Source organism: Pseudomonas sp. B23(2017) (assembly GCF_002113725.1).
Classification (GTDB): Bacteria; Pseudomonadota; Gammaproteobacteria; order Pseudomonadales; family Pseudomonadaceae; genus Aquipseudomonas; species Aquipseudomonas putida_Z.
This window is the reverse complement of the sequence record NZ_NEJM01000014.1, coordinates 31,893-51,450: the sequence shown is the minus strand read 5'-3', so window position 1 is coordinate 51,450 and position 19,558 is coordinate 31,893. Positions and strand designations below refer to the sequence as shown.

General features: G+C 66.4%; 14 protein-coding genes. 2 read left to right on the top strand and 12 right to left on the bottom strand.

From position 1 onward, the window contains the following. Positions 1-236: 236 nt before the first annotated feature. Both CAG46_RS20660 and CAG46_RS20655 read left to right on the top strand, forming a co-directional pair. Entirely contained in the window at positions 237-1,487 is a 1,251-nt protein-coding gene (locus tag CAG46_RS20660; RefSeq protein WP_024087598.1) for a ribonucleotide-diphosphate reductase subunit beta, read from the top strand. A gap of 196 nt (positions 1,488-1,683) precedes the next feature. Further along, positions 1,684-2,220, top strand: coding sequence for a Bro-N domain-containing protein (locus CAG46_RS20655; protein ID WP_085619122.1), 537 nt, complete (start codon positions 1,684-1,686; stop codon positions 2,218-2,220). Positions 2,221-3,740: 1,520 nt separating this feature from the next. On the opposite strand, the gene CAG46_RS20635 is transcribed toward CAG46_RS20655, so the two are convergent. The 12 genes from CAG46_RS20635 to CAG46_RS20580 all read right to left on the bottom strand — a co-directional run bounded on the left by CAG46_RS20635 (position 3,741) and on the right by CAG46_RS20580 (position 19,558). Beyond that, the gene (locus tag CAG46_RS20635; RefSeq protein ID WP_085619128.1) at positions 3,741-4,202 is read right to left on the bottom strand and encodes a hypothetical protein; all 462 of its coding nucleotides are present in this window, start codon (positions 4,200-4,202) and stop codon (positions 3,741-3,743) included. A gap of 31 nt (positions 4,203-4,233) precedes the next feature. Then, complete coding sequence (locus tag CAG46_RS20630) at positions 4,234-4,674, bottom strand: hypothetical protein (RefSeq protein ID WP_085619130.1); 441 nt, start codon at positions 4,672-4,674, stop codon at positions 4,234-4,236. Further along, positions 4,671-5,564, bottom strand: coding sequence for a hypothetical protein (locus CAG46_RS20625; protein ID WP_038408275.1), 894 nt, complete (start codon positions 5,562-5,564; stop codon positions 4,671-4,673). Before CAG46_RS20625 ends, CAG46_RS20630 begins: the two co-directional genes overlap by 4 nt. Before the next feature lie 125 nt (positions 5,565-5,689). Then, positions 5,690-6,595, bottom strand: coding sequence for a type VI secretion system-associated lipoprotein TagQ (gene tagQ / locus CAG46_RS20620; protein ID WP_085619132.1), 906 nt, complete (start codon positions 6,593-6,595; stop codon positions 5,690-5,692). Positions 6,596-6,666: 71 nt separating this feature from the next. Then, the gene (locus CAG46_RS20615) at positions 6,667-8,463 is read right to left on the bottom strand and encodes an SUMF1/EgtB/PvdO family nonheme iron enzyme (RefSeq protein ID WP_085619134.1); all 1,797 of its coding nucleotides are present in this window, start codon (positions 8,461-8,463) and stop codon (positions 6,667-6,669) included. Beyond that, positions 8,456-9,658 carry an FtsX-like permease family protein gene (locus CAG46_RS20610; RefSeq protein WP_085619136.1) on the bottom strand — a complete coding sequence of 401 codons (1,203 nt, stop codon included), beginning with the start codon at positions 9,656-9,658 and terminating at the stop codon, positions 8,456-8,458. The genes CAG46_RS20615 and CAG46_RS20610 overlap by 8 nt, the downstream gene beginning before the upstream one ends. Beyond that, the gene (locus CAG46_RS20605; protein WP_085619138.1) at positions 9,658-10,362 is read right to left on the bottom strand and encodes an ATP-binding cassette domain-containing protein; all 705 of its coding nucleotides are present in this window, start codon (positions 10,360-10,362) and stop codon (positions 9,658-9,660) included. Before CAG46_RS20605 ends, CAG46_RS20610 begins: the two co-directional genes overlap by 1 nt. Continuing rightward, entirely contained in the window at positions 10,362-13,361 is a 3,000-nt protein-coding gene (locus CAG46_RS20600) for a serine/threonine-protein kinase (RefSeq protein WP_305880197.1), read from the bottom strand. The genes CAG46_RS20605 and CAG46_RS20600 overlap by 1 nt, the downstream gene beginning before the upstream one ends. Positions 13,362-13,375: 14 nt before the next feature. Next, positions 13,376-14,095, bottom strand: a complete 720-nt coding sequence (locus CAG46_RS20595) for a PP2C family serine/threonine-protein phosphatase (protein WP_025340306.1) — start codon at positions 14,093-14,095, stop codon at positions 13,376-13,378. Next, complete coding sequence (gene tagF / locus CAG46_RS20590; RefSeq protein WP_075046092.1) at positions 14,092-14,748, bottom strand: type VI secretion system-associated protein TagF; 657 nt, start codon at positions 14,746-14,748, stop codon at positions 14,092-14,094. The genes CAG46_RS20595 and tagF overlap by 4 nt, the downstream gene beginning before the upstream one ends. After that, the gene (tssM, locus tag CAG46_RS20585) at positions 14,745-18,254 is read right to left on the bottom strand and encodes a type VI secretion system membrane subunit TssM (protein WP_085619143.1); all 3,510 of its coding nucleotides are present in this window, start codon (positions 18,252-18,254) and stop codon (positions 14,745-14,747) included. Before tssM ends, tagF begins: the two co-directional genes overlap by 4 nt. Beyond that, positions 18,251-19,558: a DotU family type VI secretion system protein gene (locus tag CAG46_RS20580; RefSeq protein WP_085619145.1), complete on the bottom strand. Its 1,308-nt coding sequence runs from the start codon at positions 19,556-19,558 to the stop codon at positions 18,251-18,253. Before CAG46_RS20580 ends, tssM begins: the two co-directional genes overlap by 4 nt.

Below are 19,558 nucleotides of genomic sequence, written 5' to 3'. Positions count from 1 at the left end.
AGGCTTCCTGCGGGAAGCCTCAACGCGTTTTCCGCACCACTGCGGACCCTGTGGGAGCGGGTTCACCCGCGATGAGGCCGGCACTCCCGCCGCCTCTCCACAGCCAGACACAACAAGCCGTGGCTACAAAGCCGCGGCCAGCCCTTTTCGGGCACCTCAGATTTGCGTGCACCGCACCGCAACCAAGATCCACCGGCCATACTTGATAGATGGCCCTCAAGCAGGAGAATCTCACCATGCTGAGTTGGGACGAATTCGATAAAGAAGACGGCGAAGTAGCCGCCAAAGGCAACACCCCTGCGCAGGCCGCTGCCGCCGCCACCCTCGACAAGCTCGACAGCGCCGGTGGTGCCGCCGCCCTGGAAGCCCGTGCCGCCACCGCCGACGACTCCGACGCCGTCAAGCGCGCCAAGGCTGCCCTGAACGACCTCGACATCGCCGAAGGCCTGGCCGAGCTGGAAGGCTCCGGCGCCCGCGTGCGTGTTGACGAAAAGCGCATGATCAACTGCCGCGCCGACCTCAACCAGCTGGTACCGTTCAAGTACGACTGGGCCTGGCAGAAGTACCTGGACGGCTGCGCCAACCACTGGATGCCGCAAGAGGTCAACATGACCGCCGACATCGCCCTGTGGAAGAGCATGGACGGCCTGACCGAAGACGAGCGTCGCATCGTCATGCGCAACCTCGGCTTCTTCTCCACTGCCGACTCGCTGGTAGCCAACAACCTGGCCCTGGCCGTGTACCGCCTGATCACCAACCCGGAGTGCCGCCAGTACATCCTGCGCCAGGCCTTCGAAGAGGCGATCCACACCCACGCCTACCAGTACTGCATCGAGTCGCTGGGCATGGATGAAGGCGAGATCTTCAACATGTACCACGAGATCCCGTCGGTAGCGAAGAAAGCCGCCTGGGGCCTGAAGTACACCCGCGCCATCTCCGATCCGGAATTCAACACCGGCACCGTCGAAACCGACAAAGAGCTGCTGCGCAACCTGATCGCCTACTACTGCGTACTGGAAGGCATCTTCTTCTACTGCGGCTTCACCCAGATCCTGTCCATGGGCCGCCGCAACAAGATGACCGGCGTGGCCGAGCAGTTCCAGTACATCCTGCGTGACGAGTCGATGCACCTGAACTTCGGTATCGACGTGATCAACCAGATCAAGATCGAGAACCCGCACCTGTGGGACGCGGCGATGAAGGAAGAAGCGACCCAGATGATCCTGCAAGGGACCCAGCTGGAGATCGAATACGCCCGTGACACCATGCCACGCGGCGTGCTGGGCATGAACGCAGCAATGATGGAGGACTACCTCAAGTTCATCGCCAACCGTCGCCTGACCCAGATTGGTCTGAAGGAAGAGTACCCAGGGACTACCAACCCGTTCCCGTGGATGAGCGAGATCATGGACTTGAAGAAAGAGAAGAACTTCTTCGAGACCCGCGTGATCGAGTACCAGACTGGTGGGGCATTGAGCTGGGATTGATATCCGAGCGAGCATAGAGAAGGCTGCCGATTGGCAGCCTTTTTTATTGGCCGGGAAAAGCCGAAGAGGAAGCTTCCTACAAGGTTCTCATTGTGACTTTTGTAGCGTCGCGATAACGTCTGTCGGCGCTTAAGAACGCTCACGCAGCGGTATTCCGTTCCCGTTAGCAGCGGCTCTCCAAATCAGGATGGCCAAGATGGACAGTTTCAATACACCTACCCTCTTCACCCGCCACAACCGCCCCCTCCACACCCTCTGGCTCGAATCCCAAGCCTGGTTCTGCGCCCACGAACTCGGCCGGCTGAGCGGGCACTTCTACGACGAACACTGCATGCGCAAGCTCGACCCGGATCAGTACCGCTCCGTGCAGTTGCTGCGCTATGGCAAGTATCAGGAAACCACGATGGTCAGCGAATCCGGGGCGTATACCTTGTTGGCGCATCACCATGTGCCGGAGAACCGGCATTTGCGCTGGTGGCTGACGCATGAGGTGGTGGCGGTGCTGCGTGATAGGCAGGAGGACGGGGTGGAGGATGTCCCGCGACTGGGGCAGATGTGCTGGCCTGGGGGGCGGAGCGCGACGTTGTTGTATTGGCAGAGTGAGCCTTGGGTGAGGATGCGGGATATGCCGGTGGTGCTGGCTGGGGAAGTGCAACAGCTGCTGCCGGTAGAGAAGCCGAAGTTGAGTTGGCGGGAGTGTGCGCAGCGGGCGCTGCGGTTGCATGGGGTTTAAGCGGCGGTTTTGCCTGGGCGGGCCTCTTCGCGGGTGAACCCGCTCCCACAGGTACTGCGCTGGCTTCGGGTTAACGCTGTACCTGTGGGAGCGGCTTTAGCCGCGAACACCGGCGCAGCCGGTGCCATACACCGCGTCGCCTACTTCGCGGGCTTGCCCGCTCCCACAGGTATTGCGCTGGCTTCGGGATCACGCTGTACCTGTGGGAGCGGCCGTGGCCGCGAACACCGGCGCAGCCGGTGCCATGCACCGCGTCGCCTGCTTCGCGGGCTTGCCCGCTCCCGCAGGTAATGCGCCGGCTTCAGGATCACGCTGTACCTGTGGGAGCGGCTTTAGCCGCGAACACCGGCGCAGCCGGTGCCATGCACCGCGTCGCCTGATTCGCGGGCTTGCCCGCTCCCGCAGGTAATGCGCTGGCTTCAGGATCACGCTGTACCTGTGGGAGCGGCTTTAGCCGCGAACACCGGCGCAGCCGGTGCCATGCACCGCGTCGCCTGCTTCGCGGGCTTGCCCGCTCCCACAGGTACTGCGCAGGCTTCGGGATCACGCTGTACCTGTGGGAGCGGCCGTGGCCGCGAACACCGGCGCAGCCGGTGCCATACACCGCGTCGCCTGCTTCGCGGGCTTGCCCGCTCCCACAGGTATTGCGCTGGCTTCGGGATCACGCTGTACCTGTGGGAGCGGCCGTGGCCGCGAACACCGGCGCAGCCGGTGCCATGCACCGCGTCGCCTGCTTCGCGGGCTTGCCCGCTCCCGCAGGTAATGCGCCGGCTTCAGGATCACGCTGTACCTGTGGGAGCGGCTTTAGCCGCGAACACCGGCGCAGCCGGTGCCATGCACCGCGTCGCCTGATTCGCGGGCTTGCCCGCTCCCGCAGGTAATGCGCTGGCTTCAGGATCACGCTGTACCTGTGGGAGCGGCTTTAGCCGCGAACACCGGCGCAGCCGGTGCCATGCACCGCGTCGCCTGCTTCGCGGGCTTGCCCGCTCCCACAGGTACTGCGCAGGCTTCGGGATCACGCTGTACCTGTGGGAGCGGCCGTGGCCGCGAACACCGGCGCAGCCGGTGCCATACACCGCGTCGCCTGCTTCGCGGGCTTGCCCGCTCCCACAGGTATTGCGCTGGCTTCGGGATCACGCTGTACCTGTGGGAGCGGCCGTGGCCGCGAACACCGGCGCAGCCGGTGCCATCCACCGCGTCACCTGCTTCGCGGGCTTGCCCGCTCCCACAGGTACTGCGCTGGCTTCGGGTTAACGCTGTACCTGTGGGAGCGGCCGTGGCCGCGAACACCGGCGCAGCCGGTGCCATGCACCGCGTCGCCTGCTTCGCGGGCTTGCCCGCTCCCACAGGTACTGCGCTGGCTTCGGGATCACGCTGTACCTGTGGGAGCGGCTTTAGCCGCGAACACCGGCGCAGCCGGTGCCATCCACCAAGGCGCGCTTCGCGGGCTTGCCCGCTCCCACAAATGCCGGTGACATCCACAGCTAGTTCATTTGCTTGCCTACAACACCACTGCCCTGCTACTTCCCCTCCCCAACCGGCTCCACCCGCTGCACCACGATCTGCATATGGCTCGCCATGTCGCTCAGTATCACCTCCCCTTCCTTGTACTCCGGGGTGATCATCAGCGAGCGGACAAAATGCTCGTTGCCACCTTCGCGCTTTTGCACGTTCTCGAACGCCACGATGATCGTGTCGTTGCGCCAGTTGCTGATGTCGAAACCGCCCGCAGCAACGAACTCACTAATGTCGCGCTCGTCGTTGAACACATTGGCAGGCAGGATCAGCAGGCGGTCCTTGAGAAACACCTGATAATACTGGCGAGGCCCCACCGGCCAGTTCTGCTCCACCACGTGCTCGATGCGCCAGTGATGGACGTTATTCTCATAGACCACGACACGCTCGACCTTATGGCCATTGCAAGCAACGAGCAAGGGCAATAGCAAACCACCGAGCCAGGTACGCTTTCGGCGCAGATTCATCCCGATCCCCTCGTTACATCAGAGAAAGGTGTCATTTGGAGGTTTTAGCCGCGCGACGGTTGAATTTACGGATGTCCCGATACTCCACCAGGCGCACGCGCATCTCGCGGTAACGCTGGCTGTTGATGATCAGCAGAGCCAGCAAACCGAACACCAGGACGGAAATGTACGCCCCCATGTGCGGGCGATAACCGTAGCTGGGCAATGCGGCGAGCAAGGCAACCACGAGGATGCCGATCACACCGCGCACGCCCCAGGCAAAGCCACGCACCATGGCGATATGCGAGGCGACGCTCAGTACACCGGCTGCCGCCAGCACCATCACCGAGAGTTCAGGGTCTGAGCTGCGCATATAGGTGGAGAACACCAGCGAGACGGTGCCGCCCAGCGCCATGCAGGAAAAGAAAAACTCGGCAATGAACACGCCGAAATAACGGGAAAGAAACGCTTGCAGCTCCTGGTCACGGGTCACTCGGTAATCTCCTCGTAAAGCCCAACGGCAACCGATTGCACGAAGCTACTGCTGCCAAAGCCCGACAAGCCGCCTATCGAGTCTTTGATCAAGGTACGCGTGGCATGCTGAATTTCGGTAGGGGTAAAACGTTTGATCGCAGTACCCGCCGCTTGCTTCAGTTTGAGCTGCTTGGCAGTGAGCGACGGATGCTTGATGAGCAGAAGCTCCTCGGCCAGCGCCTTGCGTTGCTGCCGCGACAGGCTATGGAATAGCTCCCTCCAGCCCTTGCCGGTAGCCGCTTTGCGAGCCTGCAGGAACCGCACGGTGTTCAGGCTCGATGCGCCCACACCTGCCAGCGCGACGCCGTCCAGTATGCTCATCACGGTCTGGACCGTGTCGTTACTGTCGAGCCAGTCGTTCTGCCCTGGGTCGAACACTTCGTTGAACACTCGGTACCCGCCCATCATGCACTGCCCGGTACCCGCAGCCGCGGCGGCATAACCGACCGCCGTCAACACCATGCTGGCGCCGCCAGTGAACGGTACGGCAATGGTGCCACTGAACATGACGACCCAACCAAGATAGGCCGAGAGGCAACCCAGACTGGCGTTCACGGCCTCTGCCATCACCTTGCGCTCACGCGCGCCGGTTTGCAGCTGGGTCATGAACTGTTCAGGTGACTTGTAAGGTGCTGCCTCCTGCAGAATCACACGCTTGGGCGCAATGCTGCAGATAGGCTTGAATTCGCGCAGGACGATCACGTTGTACTCGGCATCGATATAGACAACACCAGCACCCACGATACCCGGGTCGGCATCGATGGCCCTGAACAGCTTCTGCTGGTCGACGGTCAACAACAGCCGCTGACGCGCCATTTGCTGCCGGTAGCCGCCCAGGGCGCCGGACATCAGATCAGTCACGACAACTCTCCTTGATTCGAAAAGCCGCTGCGCCGGCCCACGCACGCCCCGTGCAGGTCAGGCGACCTGCCAGGGGCTGCACGTGCACCGGCGCGAGCGCAACGGAGCGTGGGTTACACGTTCGGGCAAGGCACCGGCGCCCAGTCACCCATGTCGGGGCTGCGGCACATCTTGTTGACCTGGTCGACGCCAGCATTGGCCACCTGCTGGGCTTCGGCTTTCTTGGTAGTGGCCTTCTGCAGGGTCTTCTCGGTGGCGACCGCCTCTTGCGGCACGTTCGTGTTCACCTTGACGGCCTGGGTCTTCTTCTTGCCAGTGGTGGTCTTGGGCGGCTCAGCCACGGTTGCCACATCGGTACGAGCCACACCAACCTGCTTGAGGTCCTGCTCGTAGGCCTGGGTGTAGTTGTCGAGGTTTTCCGCAACGCGGCCGTTGACGGTGGCCAGCAGCTTGTTCGACTCCTGCAGGCCCGAGACGATCTCGGCCAGGCGCTTGCGCCCTTCGGTGTCGTTGATGCGGTTGGCCTTGCGGCCGTCGATCAGGCTGGTGAACTCACGCTGGTAGCAGCTTTGCGAAGCCTTGGCATAGGCCGTGGTGCGGTCCAGGTCGGCAGCGCTCTTGTCGATGTCGGTGGCGTACGAGGCAATGCGCTGCTTGTCGTCACTGATCTGCTTCTGGCGCTCGGTGTAGTAACCGGCCGCACCGCCCACCAGGGCACCACCCGCCGCACCGATGGCAGCATTGCGGCCGCGGTTGTCGCCGTCGACCAAGGCGCCGGTCAAGGCACCGCCGAGGGCCCCGATGACGGCGCCTGTGGCAACCGAGCGGGTCATGTCACCGTCGGTGGAGCGCAGGTGCTGCACGGGCTCGTAGCAGCTCGGGTAGTACTCGACCTTGGTCGTGGCACCAACCTTGGACACCGGAGAGCTGGAGCAGCCCGCCAGCAGGACAGTGCTGAAACCGGCGGCGAGCAGCAGGGCGGAACGGGCATGGGTAGCCGTGAAGATGGTCTTTAACATGTCACTTTCTCACGTGGGTGGTTAAAACGGGGGGCTTCATGCCACCCCGCGGTTGCGTCAGGCAGAAGCCACTACGAAGGCCGCGCGGCGGCCGATGCCAGGAGCTCCTTGAGGATCGTTGCCGGGTCGGCCCGCCGGTTCTGGCGGTACTCCCCAACATGGCGAACGAACAGGGTCGCGCGGCTCACCAGGCTCTTGCCCAGGACCGGCTTGCGATTGAGTTCTTCCTTGACCCGCTGGAACTGCGCCTGGATCACCGTATCGGTGTAGCGCGTACCACTGGCCAGGTTGTCGATGTAGATCGCCACGGCGCCATCGAGGGCGGCGCGGCCGTTGGTGATGGCTGCGGCGTACATGCTCACGGTGGTCTGGTCGCCACGCGCCTTGGCCTCGGCCTGGGTGTTGCGCAGGTTGGTCAGGCGAATGTTGTAGTTGTTGATGGTCTCGGCCACCAGCGCGGCGGACTGGATCAGGTTGCCGGCAGCCTCTTCGCGCTGGCGACCAATCAGCGAAACGCTGCGCTTGAGTTCTTCGTTGACCAGCCCCAGCTCGGCCTGCTGGCGCGGGTCGGCGGTGGCGGCGATGATGCTGTCCAGGCGCTTGGTCGGGTCCTGCACGGCATCAATATCGTCGGTCAGGCTGGCCAGGCGCCCTTCCTTTTGCCACTGCTCGAACAGTTCCTGGTAACGCGAACGGGGTGCCGACAAGGCGCCGATGGCCACCCGGAAGCCCGTGGTCTCGTTGCGCTGTTCGGTACCGTCAGCGCCGAACAGCGGGTACTCGCGGCGCATGCCGGTAAACAGCGTGCCCTCGCCTTCCAGGTAGTTGCCGCCCTTGACCACGAAACCGCCATAGGCGCCTTGCAAGCGGCCGGCATGCACCAGCTGGAACGACTCCTGAACCATTTCGGCGGCATTGCCGATCACATCGAACAGCCCCAGCGGGTTCGGCAGCCGGGTACCGATCGGCATCAGGCGTGCGGCCTGCCCGGTGCCGCCAGCCACCTGGTTGAACACTGCCCAGTCGCCAAGCGGCCCGTCGCTGTCACTACCCTGGACCTTGCGCGGGAACAGCCGCCCTTCCAGTTCCTGGCGGCTTACCGCAGAGCCGCCACGGGCAGCGAACTCCCACTCCACTTCGGTGGGCAGGCGCACAAAACCGACCCCGCCGTCCTCGGCCTTGCTGCCCCGGCCACTGACCGGCAGCAAGTCACGGTGATGCTTGAGCAGCCAGGCACTGTAGACCGCGGCAAAGCGCTCGGCCTCGAAACGCGACAGCTTGACCTTGGGCAGGCGCCCCGCCGCCGTGGTATCGGGCTGGCAGGCCGGCGCCGCCTCGCCGCTGGCCAGCGACTGGGCCTGAGCCATCACCTGGGCATACTGCCGGGCGCTGACCTCGTATTTGCCAATGAAATACATCATCGGCTTGAGCGGGCCAGCCTGGTCGAGTTCGGGCAGGTTGGGGGCGACAGCCTTCTGCCAGGCGGGCGAAAGGTCCTGGAGGCTGAACTGGCCATTGATGAAGTCACGCCGATAACCGGAAATGAACGACTGCTGGTAGCCGGCCTCGCCCTCGCTGAACGGGTAGCCGAGGTTGACCTCGCGGTCGTCCAGGCTGCCCTGGGCCAGCACGTAGACGCTGCGCAGTACCAGTTCGCCGCCACATGGCAGCGGCAGGCTGACGTCGCCCGGCAAGGGCTTGGGGTTGTCCAGCTTGCTGGTGTCGACCGGCTGTGCCGGGGCGCTGGCGGCAGCGGCGTTGGCCGGCTTGGCCGACTTGGCAGGCGGCTCGTCGGTACCCGGCGAACAGGCCGCCAGGCCCAGCGTGGTCAGAAGCAGGGCCGTAGCCCCGAGGCGAAGTTCAGACATCACGGATTCCTTGACTGGCATCGATGCGCGCCACCCGCCAGCCACCCAGGGCAGCAGCGGCTGTGCTGGCCAGCAGCACCGCAGACAACGCAACGAAGTAATGCATGGGCAACAGATGGCTGGCGTATTCGCCTGGCACCTGCGTGAAGATCCGGTTGAGGCCCTGCTCGGCCAGCAAATACAGGCCGCCGGCAACTGCGGCCGCCAGCACGCCGCTGTACAGCGCCTGCAGCACCACGAACAGCAGCAGCGCGGCGGTGCCGAACCCCAGCAGGCGCAGCACCGCCAGCTCACGCTGCTTACGCTGTACCGCCGCCACCGCGCCAGCGGCGATGGCTGCCACGGCACCGGCCACGGCCAGGCTGGTGATGATCCAGAACACCAGGTCAAGGTTGCGGCTCAGGGCCTGCACCTGGGCGATCTGCGCTGCCTGGGTCGATACCAGCCACTTGCGTTCGGCAAAGTAGGCGCGCAGCGTCTCGACATCAGCCAGCCCACGGGCATACAGGCGAAACGCCGGGTATATCCGCTGCGCATCATTGCCTGCGGCCTCGCCCGGCCAGCCCAGCGCCGGCACGCCGCGCCCGTCGCGGTAGTCCTCGACCGCTTCGAGCAGGGCCAGGGAAGCAAACAGGCCATCGCGCTCGAACGCCGCCAACGGCAGCACGGCAGCTACCTGCAGGCGCGTCTGGCGCCATTGCACCTGGCCGGCCTGCTGCCGGCTGAAGCTGGCCTGCAGCTCATCACCGGCAGCGGCACCGAGCTTCTCGGCAGCGGTAAAGCTCAGTACCACCTGCTGCAGGCCCTGCGGCGGCGGCACCTGTTGCAACAAGGGGTCACCGGCAGCGGTCGGCAGCATCTCGACGGTTACCGCACGCCCCTTGGCAGGCAGCAGCAGCTCTGCAGTGGCGGCGATCTGCCGGGTCCGCGCGATGGCGAAGGCGACGTCCGGTCGCTGCCCCAGGGCATCGATGAAATCGGCGCGGAAACGGCCACCGCCCAAGGGAATGATCTCGCGTACGCTCGGGTCGCGTTGCAGCCGCTCGGTCAGGCTGCCGACCAGGCCGAACTTGAGACCGAGCAGCACCAGCAACGGCGCGATCACCGCGACCAGCGCCAACACGCTGCACGCCGACAGCCGCGCATCGTTGCGGTAGTCCTGCCAGGCCAGGCCGGCGATCAGCCACGGGCGCATCAGACGGCCTGCGCCAAGGTGGCGGTGACGCCGCCGTCGGCATCGCGCCGGCAGGCCATGCGCAGCACGCTCAACCCGGCCCGACGCGCCAGCGCTTCGTCATGGGTGGCGAGCACGCAGGTCACCTGGCGCGCCTGTGCCTCGCGCAGCAGCAACTGCATGACCCGCTCGGCGTTCACCGGGTCCAGCGCCGCGGTAGGCTCGTCGGCCAGCAACAATGCCGGCGCATGCGCCAGGGCCCGGGCGCAGCTGACCCGCTGACGTTGCCCCAGCGACAACGCGGCAGGTTTCTTGGCCAGCTGGTCACGCACGTCCAGCGCCTCGGCCAGGCGTTCGACGCTGCCGTCCTCGCCCAGCCCCAACAGCTGCCGTGGCAGGCTGATATTGCCACGCACATCGAGGAAACCGAGCAATCCGCCGGCCTGCAGCACATAGCCCAGCTGGCGGCTACGCAGCGCCGCCAACTGATCGAGGCGGCGCTGGCGCCACAGGCCAGCCACATCGGTGCCGGCGAAGACGAAGCCCTCGGCGGCATCCGGCGCCAGCACCAGCGCCAGCAGGTCGAGCAAGGTACTCTTGCCGCAGCCGCTGGGGCCAACCAGGGCCACCCGTGCCCCTGCCGCCAGCTGCAGCCGGTCGATCTGCAGGCTGTAGCGCTGGGCACCCTGGCCGCGCGTCTTGTGCACCGCGTGCAGGCTGATCATCACGGCAGCGTCGACAGCGGTACACGGTACAGGGCATCGCCCGGCTCGGCCTTGCCGAAGCGCACCCAGTTGGCCATGTCGTTGTGGAAGGTTTCGTACAGGCGGATCTTCGAATCCAGCTCGTCGATGAAATCCTCCTGTTCGGCCACCGACAGCGACAGCCACAGGTCCTCGGTCATGCTCAGGGACTTGCTGCGGTACGGCAGGCCTTCGAGGTATTCGCCCAGTACCCCGCCCTGGGCCAGGTTTGCGCCCTTGCGCAGGGCCCCCGGATCGCGGCTCATGTAGGCACTCGCGCTGGCGATCTCGTTGAAGAAATCACCCGGCGAACTGCGGGTCTTGCGCGCGGCATCGACGATCAGCTTCAGCGACTGCTGCAGGTCATTGAGTTGCAGCTTGGTCAGCATCACGCACACCTGCAGGCTCGGCAACGCCGGGTTGGCCAGGTCATGGTCGGCGGCCCAGGCGCTGACCAGTTGCGGCGCCTGGCTGGCGCCGTTACGGCCGAGGAAGTCCATGTGCATGGCATAACCGATCGCCTGGGACTTCGCCGCCAGGCTCGCGCCCGAACCCAACTGGGGCAACGGCTGTGGCTGCTGTTCACGCACCTGGTGCACCAGTTCGGCGAACGTCGAGCCGATCTCGCGCACGCGCTCGCCAAAGGCGCCCACATCACCGCCCGGCACAGCCACGTACAGGTCACCGATCTGCGGGTTGCTGTCGGCGGTAAGCACGCGGTACTGGCTTTCGGCAGCGCCATGGTTTTTCGCACCGGCCGGGGTGCGCAGGTGCAGGGCGTAGATCCTGATCTGCTTGCTCAACGCAGCCTGGCGAACCTCGGCCTCGTTCATCTGTGTGCTGCTGTAAGGGTCGTTCTTGCGCAGGGCACCGGCATCGCTGACCAGCAGGACGATGCGCCCGCCATAGCCCGACCAGTCCATGCCCTCCACGGCCTGCATCACGCCGGCAAAGGCATCTTCGTTGAACGAATGGCTGGAGACGCTGGTGGCCTTGACCTGCGCGGCAGCCTTGAGGAAGCGCGCCGGGTCGCGGCCCTCCTCCAGGCTGACCAGGGTCTTGCTCAGGTAGTCCAGGCCCGGAGTGCGCTTGACGCTGTTGCGAAAGCCCACCAGGCCGAAGCTGACATTGCCCAGCTCGCCCCGTGCAGCCAGTTGCGCCTGCAGTTCGCTGACCACCTGGCGCACGCGGTCGATGTAGGGTTGCATCGACACCGACGTGTCGACCACCAGGACGATGCCGGTACGGAAGCGGTTGTCCGTTGCCACGGCCGCACCGGCAGCCGTGGCCGCCTGGCTGCGAACGCTGCTGCCGGGGTCGATGGAGGCGACGTTGAGCAACTGCACCGGCTGGCCGTCGGCGCCGAAGCTTTCGCGGTAGTCGAAGATCGGCATCAGGTAGAACTGGTTCTGCGGCACCGCGCTGGCGGCGGGCTCCAGGGCCAGCACCTGGGGCACCTGGTCGGGCTCGTTCTGCGCCTTGAGCAGGTCGGCGCGGGCCTTGCCGGTGTCGTCGAGCAGTTGCTGCAGGTCATCGGCCTGGCGCATGAACATCACCGGTGAACGGCCGGAACGCTCGGTAAACTTCAGCACCAGGCTTTGCTTCCAGTCGCTGGTTTGTGCCGCAGGCAACCAGCCGTCGCGCTGGCCGCTGCTGGAGGCGCCCACTTCCAGCCAGGGCTGGCCGTCGATGTCCTTGCGCTGGTACACGTACAGCACCGAGAACGCCGGCAGCGGTTCACCCGCGCTGTTACCGGGCCCTGCGCGCAGTTGCGCTTCGGGCTTGCTCAGCACGCGTTGGAACAGGGTTTTCTTGCCCGGCATCAACAAAGGCCGGCCGTCTTCGCTGGCCGCTGGCGGTGGAGCGGTTGTCGTCAACGGTTCGCTCGCGGTTTGCGCCACGGGTGGCTGCACATCCGGTTGGTCGCTGCCACTGCGCAACCAGAACAAGGTCGCGCCCAGGCCAAGCGCCGCGGCTATGGCCACGGCCAGCATGGCCTTGGCCGGCATGCCCGAGGCTGGTTTCGGCGGCGCAGCGGGCCTGGGCCGGGACGGCTCCTTTGCAGGCGTGGGTGAGGCGACCGGCTCGGCCGTGGCCTGCGGAATATCGATGGACACCGGCGTCAAGCCGCCAAGGTCTGACTTGCCCGGCATCGCGACCGGCAACGGCCGGATCACTGTGCTGTCCTGGTCATCGGCAGGCAAGCGGTCGAGTGCGGCCAGCAACGCGTCGGCATCGGCGAAGCGTTGATCGGGGTCCTTGGCCAGCAGCCCGCGCAGGATGTCCTGGTAGCGCCCGTGCTCGATGGGCAGCTCCGGTAGTGGCTCGGTCAGGTGGGCCAGTGCGGTCGACAACGCATCGGTGCCACGGTAGGGCAGCTCGCCGACAAGGATCTCGTACAGCACCACCCCAAGCGCATACAGGTCGGCGCGGCCGTCGATGTCCATGCCCCGCGCCTGCTCCGGGCTCATGTAGCTCGGGGTGCCGACGGCGAAGCCAGCCTGGGTGAACTGGGTGCGGTCATCCAGCGACTTGGCGATGCCAAAGTCCGAGAGCACCGCCGTGCCGTCGGCGCGGAACAGGATGTTGGCCGGTTTCACGTCGCGGTGCACCAACCCCTGGCCGTGGGCATAACCCAGCGCCTGGGCGATCTGCCGCACGTACAGCAAGCCCTGCTCGGGTGCAAGCCCGGCGGCGATGCGCTCCTTGAGGGTGCCGCTGGGCAGGTACTCCATGGCCATGTAGTACAGCTCGCCGACGTTGCCGATGTCATGGATGGTGGCGATGTGCGGGTGCGCCAGCCGCGCCAGGGTGCGCCCTTCGCGCAGGAAACGCTCGCAGAAGGTAGGGTCGGCGGCAAGGCTCGCGGCCATCACCTTCAGCGCCACCTTGCGCTGCAGCGAGCGCTGGGTGGCCAGGTAGACACTGGCCATGGCGCCTTGGCCAATCTCGCTGTCGATGTCGAATCCGGGAATCTGCATGTTCGGGGTGCTCTTCATTTCGCCTTCACCACCACGGCGGTGATGTTGTCAGGGGCGCCACGGGTCAGCCCCAGGTGCACCAGGCTGCGGACCACCTGATAGGGGTCGGCGTGGCCGAGCACGTCGGCGATCTCGTGGTCTTCGGCGGTCTTGTTCAAGCCGTCGCTGCACAACAGGTAGGTGTCGCCCGGCTGTACCTGCACATCCACCGCCTGGAGTTCGAGCTGGTCCTCGACGCCGATGGCGCGGGTGACGATGTTGCCGCGCGGGTGCACGCGGGCTTCGGCCTCGTTGAGCAGGCCGCTGTCCTGCAGTTCCTGGACATAGCTGTGGTCGTGCGACAGGCGCTCGATGCGACCATCGCGCAGCCGATACAGGCGGCTGTCACCAGCCCACAGGCCTACCGCCCGGTCGCCGCGTGCGGCCAGGATCACCACCGTGCTGCCCATCATCGCCACGCCCCGGCGCAAGGTCTCCTCGCGTACGGCGCTGTTGACCTGGGCCAAGGTGTCGCGCAGGGCCTGGGTGAAATCCTCCAACCCATCGATGAGCGGCAACTGGCGCAGGCTGTCCACGGCCAGGCTGCTCACATAGTCGCCGGCGGCATGCCCACCCATGCCGTCGGCAACGGCCCACAGGCCATCCCAGGTCAGCTCCAGGCAGGCGTCTTCGTTGATCTTGCGGACCATGCCTACATGGCTGTAGCTGGCCGCGCTGTAGTGCACGCGGCTCATGCTGGTCTCGCCTCGCTGCCCAGCAGGAACGCGGCGAACTGCTCGCTGCGCGGCAGGCCCTGGCTACGCAGCAGGCCAGGTGCGATCCGCTCGCTGCCCAGGCCCCACCACAGGCTCATGCCTTCGCAGGCACATTCGGCCAGGGCCAACGCCCTGCCCTGCGGCGTGCTGCCGTCCAGCCGCTGCAACCCGCCCACGGCCACACGTGGCCCCTGCAGCAGCGGCCGGGGTTGGTCGAAAGGCTGCAAGGCTGCCTCGAAATGCTCGAAAGCCGCATCCGCTTCAAGCGTGCCCAGCAACGCCGCCTCGACCCCTTCGAACCACTCATCGGCCCCACCAACGATGCCTGCGATCGCCACCCCGGGCTCCAGCACCTGCGCCACGCTCAGCGGAAAATACCGCCCCACCCGGTCGATGCTCGGCATCAGCACGCCGACCACCGCGTCCGGGCCACACACCCCAGGCGCCAGGGCAAAGCGCCACAACGGGCTGACCAGGTAGGCCTGCAGCCAGGCCTCGCCAAGCGCCTGCTGGCTGGCCTGGATACCGGCGGCCAGCCACTGGTCCCAGGGCTGGATGAAGGTCTGCGGCAAGCCACGGCTGACGAAGTCGCCGCGGCAGGCCAGTTTTCCGTAGAAACCCACGTCGTTCACAGATGCTCCGGCAGGCTGAAACCGCTGACCACTCGGCTGCGGAACGGGTTGAAGGCGCTGCTGGCACGCAGCTCGTACGACACGCTGGCGCCATCCACGCGCAAACGCAGGTTGAAACGCTCCGGCGAGCTGCCAGCCACCAGGTCGGCCTGGTCGAGCAGGCGGAACCACGCCCATGGGCCCTCCACGGTCAGCCCCGAACGGCCGCTGGCCGATGGCGGCGCGATCGACAGGCGAACCACGCCGATGCTGTTCGGGTTGGGCCACTGCAACGCCACCGGGCGGCTCGGGCCGTGGTCGTAGCTGACTTGCTGGCCGTCGAGATCGAGCAGGAACTGGGTGATGCTCGCGTCCATCGCCACCGGCTTGAGCTCGAAACGCACGCTTGGCTGCAGGCCGTTACCGCTGCGGAAGAACGCATCGCGGATGGTCGCCGCGCGCTGGAAGGTGTACAGCACATTGCCGCTGATCCCGAGCTTCTGCGCAGCGCCCGGCTGCCAGCTCCAGGGCGTGCTGGAAGTATTGACGTAGGGCTGCAGGTACTTGCGGAAGTAGTTGTCCATCACCCCGCCGACCCCGAAGAACTGGCCGAAGTCTTCCAGGGTGGCGTCACGCGAGCTGCCGGCCACCAGCGGGTAGCGGCCGCTGAGCGACTGGCGGTAGACATTCAGCACTTCGCTGGCCCAGGCGGCATTGAGCTGGTTGCGCACCCCGCCCATGACGATGCCATGGGTCGAGCCGAGTACCGAACTGACCAGGTTCTGCACCACCCTGGGCTGGCGCGCCGCGCCCAGGGCTACCCGTTGCGCCGCAGCCTGGGCCTGGTTCTTGGCCTCGCCGAGCAAGGCGTCGCCGCTGGCACCGACCATGGCGCTGACCTGCACGTAGAGCGCATTGAGGTCGGTGAGCAAGCCGTCGATGGCGGCGGGCTGGCCTTCACTGCTGCCGACCAGCGTGGCCAGCTCGGCGAAGTGCGCGGTCACCGGGTCCTGCGTGCGGGCTGCGGGGCTGTCGACGGGCAGCGGCGCGTCGCCGAGCAGCCCGCCAAGGCGCTGGCGCAGCTGGTCGACACCGGCCTGCTCGGCCTTGTCCTGGACCTTGTCGAGCGTGGTCGGCTGCGCCAGGTTGGTTTCACGGGCCACCGCCTGCAGCAGCTGCTTCATCGGCGAGGTCGGCCCGGACAGCACCCGCAGCACGTCGGCGGCTTGGCCAACGCTGGTGACAGGCACGACGTCCAGGTCGTCGAGCAGGGCATCCCAGTGACGGATGTAATCCTGGTAGTAGAGTTGCTGCACATCGTCGGCCAGGCGTTTGGCATCGCCCGCTTCGCCCGGCGCGCGGCCCAGTACCCAGCGTTCCTCGGCCAGCGTGGTGCTCTGCGCCAGGCTGGCGGCGAGAAATGCCTGGCGGTAGCCCTGCACGGTGAACAGCCCCGGCAGCGGCTCGCTCAGCGGCTTGCCGCTCTTGAAGCGAAACACCAGGGCGGCATCACGCCCGGCAGCGTCGCTGACGCGGAAGTCTTCGACCCCACGTGGCAGCTTCTGGCGCTTGACCCGGTCGTAAACACGCTGGGCCACCGGCAACTGCTGCAGCTGGCGACGGGTGTCGTCGATCAGGCGCTGGTCCAGGCGTGCGTTCGGCGGACGTTTCTCGAACAGTGCCGCCAGGTGCTGCCCCAGGGCTTGGCGCAGGTCGGGCGCAAGGTCGCGGGGTAACTGGCGCTCCCAGTCGAGGGTGATCCAGGCCTTGATGAAGTCTGGGTCGTAGTGCTCGGCATCGGCCAGCATCAGGTAGGCCTTGAGCCCTTCGTAGAGGTAATCGGATGGCCCCCCGGCATACAGCTGTTCCTCGATGCGGGTGACCAGGCGCGGGGCGAAAATGGCGATCAGCAGCTTGCGGTACAGGCTCTGCGATTCGCTTTCGAGCATGTCGCCCTGGTACAGGCCCAGGCCCTCGGCCCAGCTGGGAGGGTCGTCCGCCAGGTGGCGGACGGCGTTGAGCAGCGGCAGCACGTCGACCACATTGCGCTGCGCAGGGCTCAGGCCTTGCACGCTTTTGCCCAGTGGCTGAAGGCGGCTGTCGACTTCGGCGATGTATTGCTGGTTGGCCCGGTAACTGAGGGCCCACAAGGTCCCGACCAGCAGCACCAGCGCCACGCTCACGGCCAGCGCACCACGGGCGATCCACCGGCGCCGCCGCTCCACCTTGGGGTTGCTGCCAACCAGGCCGCGCTCGGCGAAGGCCACGGCAGTGAACAACCGCTCGATGAAATAGCTGCGCCCGCTACCGCTCTGGCGTGCCAGGTGCGCACGGTCCAGGCCCATGCTCTGGGCCATGCTGCCGATCAGGCGGTCGATGGGGCTGCCTTCCTGGGTGCCGCTGGTGAAGTACACACCGCGCAGCAACGCCCGTGCCTCGAAGGCATTGGGCTTGAAGATGCCGTCGAGGAAGGTTTTAAGGTTGCCACGCAGGGCGGCGAACTGTTGCACGAAGCCGTAGACAAGGTCGCGCCGGGCTGGGTCGCGTTCCTGTTGCAGGCGCTCGACCAGGCGCTCGCCGAGCCGCCGCTCGAGCAATGCGAACTCGTTGTCGAACTGCGCCAACGGGCCGTCAGCGCCCTGTTCGAGAGTATCCAGCGGGAAGGTCATGCCCCACACCTGGGCGCGTTCGTCCTTGCCCAGGTTGTCGAAGAACTCCATGAAGCCAGGCACCAGGTCGAGCTTGGTCAGCATCAGGTACACCGGGAAGCGCACGCCCAGCTGGCTGTACAGCTCCTGGATGCGCGCGCGGATCGCCGCGGCGTGGGCGGCGCGCTCGGCGTCGCTGCCCAGCAGCAGGTCGGACAGGCTGATGGCGATGAATGCACCGTCGATGGGGCGACGCGAGCGCTGGGTCTTGAGCAGGTCGAGAAAGCCCAGCCAGGCCGCCTTGTCGACCTGGGCGTGGCTGTCCTGGGTGGTGTAGCGGCCGGCAGTGTCGAGCAGCACCGCCTGGTCGGTGAACCACCAGTCGCAGTTGCGCGTGCCGCCCACACCGCGGATGGCGCCCTCGCCCAGTTGCGCGGCCAGCGGGAAGTGCAGGCCGGAGTTGACCAGCGCGGTGGTCTTGCCCGAGCCGGGCGGGCCGATGATCACGTACCACGGCAGCTCGTAAAGATTGCGACGCTCGTCACCGCCCAGGCGGGCCTTCTTCAACAGGGCCAGGGCCTCGTCCATACGCTGGCGCAGCGCCGCCAGCTCTTCGGTGGTGGCCACGCTGGCAGGGTCCGGGGCAGTTTCTGCGGCCAGGCTCTGCATGACCTTGGCCGCCTGCCGGCGCGCCTGCACGATGCGCCAGGCGCGGTAGCCGCCCCACAGGGCGAACAGCAGGACGATCAGCAGCCAGCGTGGCGTGGGCGACGCCAGCATGTCCAGCAACGGCCCGACGAACCAGATGATCAGGCTCAGGGCGATCAGGCCCAGCAGCGGGATCACCCAGCGTATGACAAAACTGAAAAACGCCTTCACTCGACGCCCTCCGCCAGAACGGTGATTTCAACCCGGCGATTCTTCGCCCGGCCCTGCGCGGTGTCGTTCGACGCCAGGGGTTCGGTGTCGCTCAGCCCTTGGGCGCTGAAGCGCTCGGGTTGCCCGGTACGCGCGGCGAGGATGCCCTTGACCTCTTCGGCGCGCGCTTGCGACAACGCCCAGTTGGACGGGAAGCGCAACGTCGCGATGCGCTGGTTGTCGCTGTGCCCGGTGACCCGGACATTGCCCTTGACCTTGGCCACTGCCTCGGCGATGCGCAGCATCAGCGGCTGGAAATCGCCCTTGATGCTGGCGCTGGCGCTGGCGAACAGCTCGTCACCGCGAATGGTCACCACCGAGCGGTCGACCGCGTCTTCGACGGAAACCCGGCCGGCCTTGATGTCATCGGCGAGGAACCCGGCCAGGCGCGGGCGCTCCACGGGCTTGGGCTGCAGCACCGGGCGGTCCATGGCTTGTACCGGGATTTCGCCCAGCGCGTGAATACCCCGAAACACCGGCTCGGCATCGGCGGCCAGCTTCAGGCGCAGGCCGAACAACAGCAGCAACAGCAATGCCGCGGCCACCGCCAGGCCCACCCATGGCGGCACGAACTGGGCCAGGCGGTCACGGCTGACGGCCACCCCACGCCAGTGTGGCGAGAGTTCGCGCTCACGTTCGCCACGGGCACTGCGAATTGCCGCAGCGGTACGCTCGCGCAGCGCTTCGAGCTGGGCGCGGCCATCGTTCATGACCCGGTAGCGGCCCTCGAAGCCGAGGCTGGTGCACAGGTACAACAGCTCCAGCAGGTTGAGGCGTTCGCGCGGGCTCTGCAGGCAATGCTCCATCAGCTGGAACACCTTCTCACCGCCCCAGGCCTCGTTGTGCACCGTAATCAGCAAGCTCTGGCGGCTCCAGTCGCTGGCACTGCCCCACGGCGTGCTGAGCACTGCCTCGTCCAGCGCGGTACACAGCGCATAGCGCGCCAGCAGCACCTCGTTGCGCACCACACCGGCGGCTTCGGCACGGGTCTCGAACTGGCGCAGATAGGCCAGCAACTGCGCCCGCAGGCTGGCCGGCGCCGAATGAGCGATGGTATTGCGCAGGCGGGTAAGCAAGGCCAGCAACGGCCCGGCCGCCTGCTCGAGCGGGTTGACACCCACGCCCTGGCCAGGCGCCAGGGGCTCGGCCGGTACCTGCAACGGCGGCGGCTGCGGCGCTGGCGCGGCGGGTTGCGGGGCAGCACGGCCACCGGGGCGCGGCATGAACTGGGTACGGTCGTTGGCCTGCGGATCTTCCGGGTGCAT

Excerpts from the sequence above, each read along its gene's own strand:
- CAG46_RS20595 (WP_025340306.1), bottom strand. The coding sequence starts at position 14,095 with ATGAGCCGCGTGCACTACAGCGCGGCCAGCTACAGCCATGTAGGCATG.
- CAG46_RS20625 (WP_038408275.1), bottom strand. The coding sequence starts at position 5,564 with ATGTCCGGCGCCCTGGGCGGCTACCGGCAGCAAATGGCGCGTCAGCGG.
- CAG46_RS20660 (WP_024087598.1), top strand. The coding sequence starts at position 237 with ATGCTGAGTTGGGACGAATTCGATAAAGAAGACGGCGAAGTAGCCGCC.
- CAG46_RS20600 (WP_305880197.1), bottom strand. The coding sequence starts at position 13,361 with ATGCAGATTCCCGGATTCGACATCGACAGCGAGATTGGCCAAGGCGCC.
- tagQ (WP_085619132.1), bottom strand. The coding sequence starts at position 6,595 with ATGTTAAAGACCATCTTCACGGCTACCCATGCCCGTTCCGCCCTGCTG.
- CAG46_RS20580 (WP_085619145.1), bottom strand. The coding sequence starts at position 19,558 with ATGCACCCGGAAGATCCGCAGGCCAACGACCGTACCCAGTTCATGCCG.
- CAG46_RS20655 (WP_085619122.1), top strand. The coding sequence starts at position 1,684 with ATGGACAGTTTCAATACACCTACCCTCTTCACCCGCCACAACCGCCCC.
- CAG46_RS20610 (WP_085619136.1), bottom strand. The coding sequence starts at position 9,658 with ATGCGCCCGTGGCTGATCGCCGGCCTGGCCTGGCAGGACTACCGCAAC.
- CAG46_RS20605 (WP_085619138.1), bottom strand. The coding sequence starts at position 10,362 with ATGATCAGCCTGCACGCGGTGCACAAGACGCGCGGCCAGGGTGCCCAG.
- CAG46_RS20635 (WP_085619128.1), bottom strand. The coding sequence starts at position 4,202 with ATGAATCTGCGCCGAAAGCGTACCTGGCTCGGTGGTTTGCTATTGCCC.
- CAG46_RS20615 (WP_085619134.1), bottom strand. The coding sequence starts at position 8,463 with ATGTCTGAACTTCGCCTCGGGGCTACGGCCCTGCTTCTGACCACGCTG.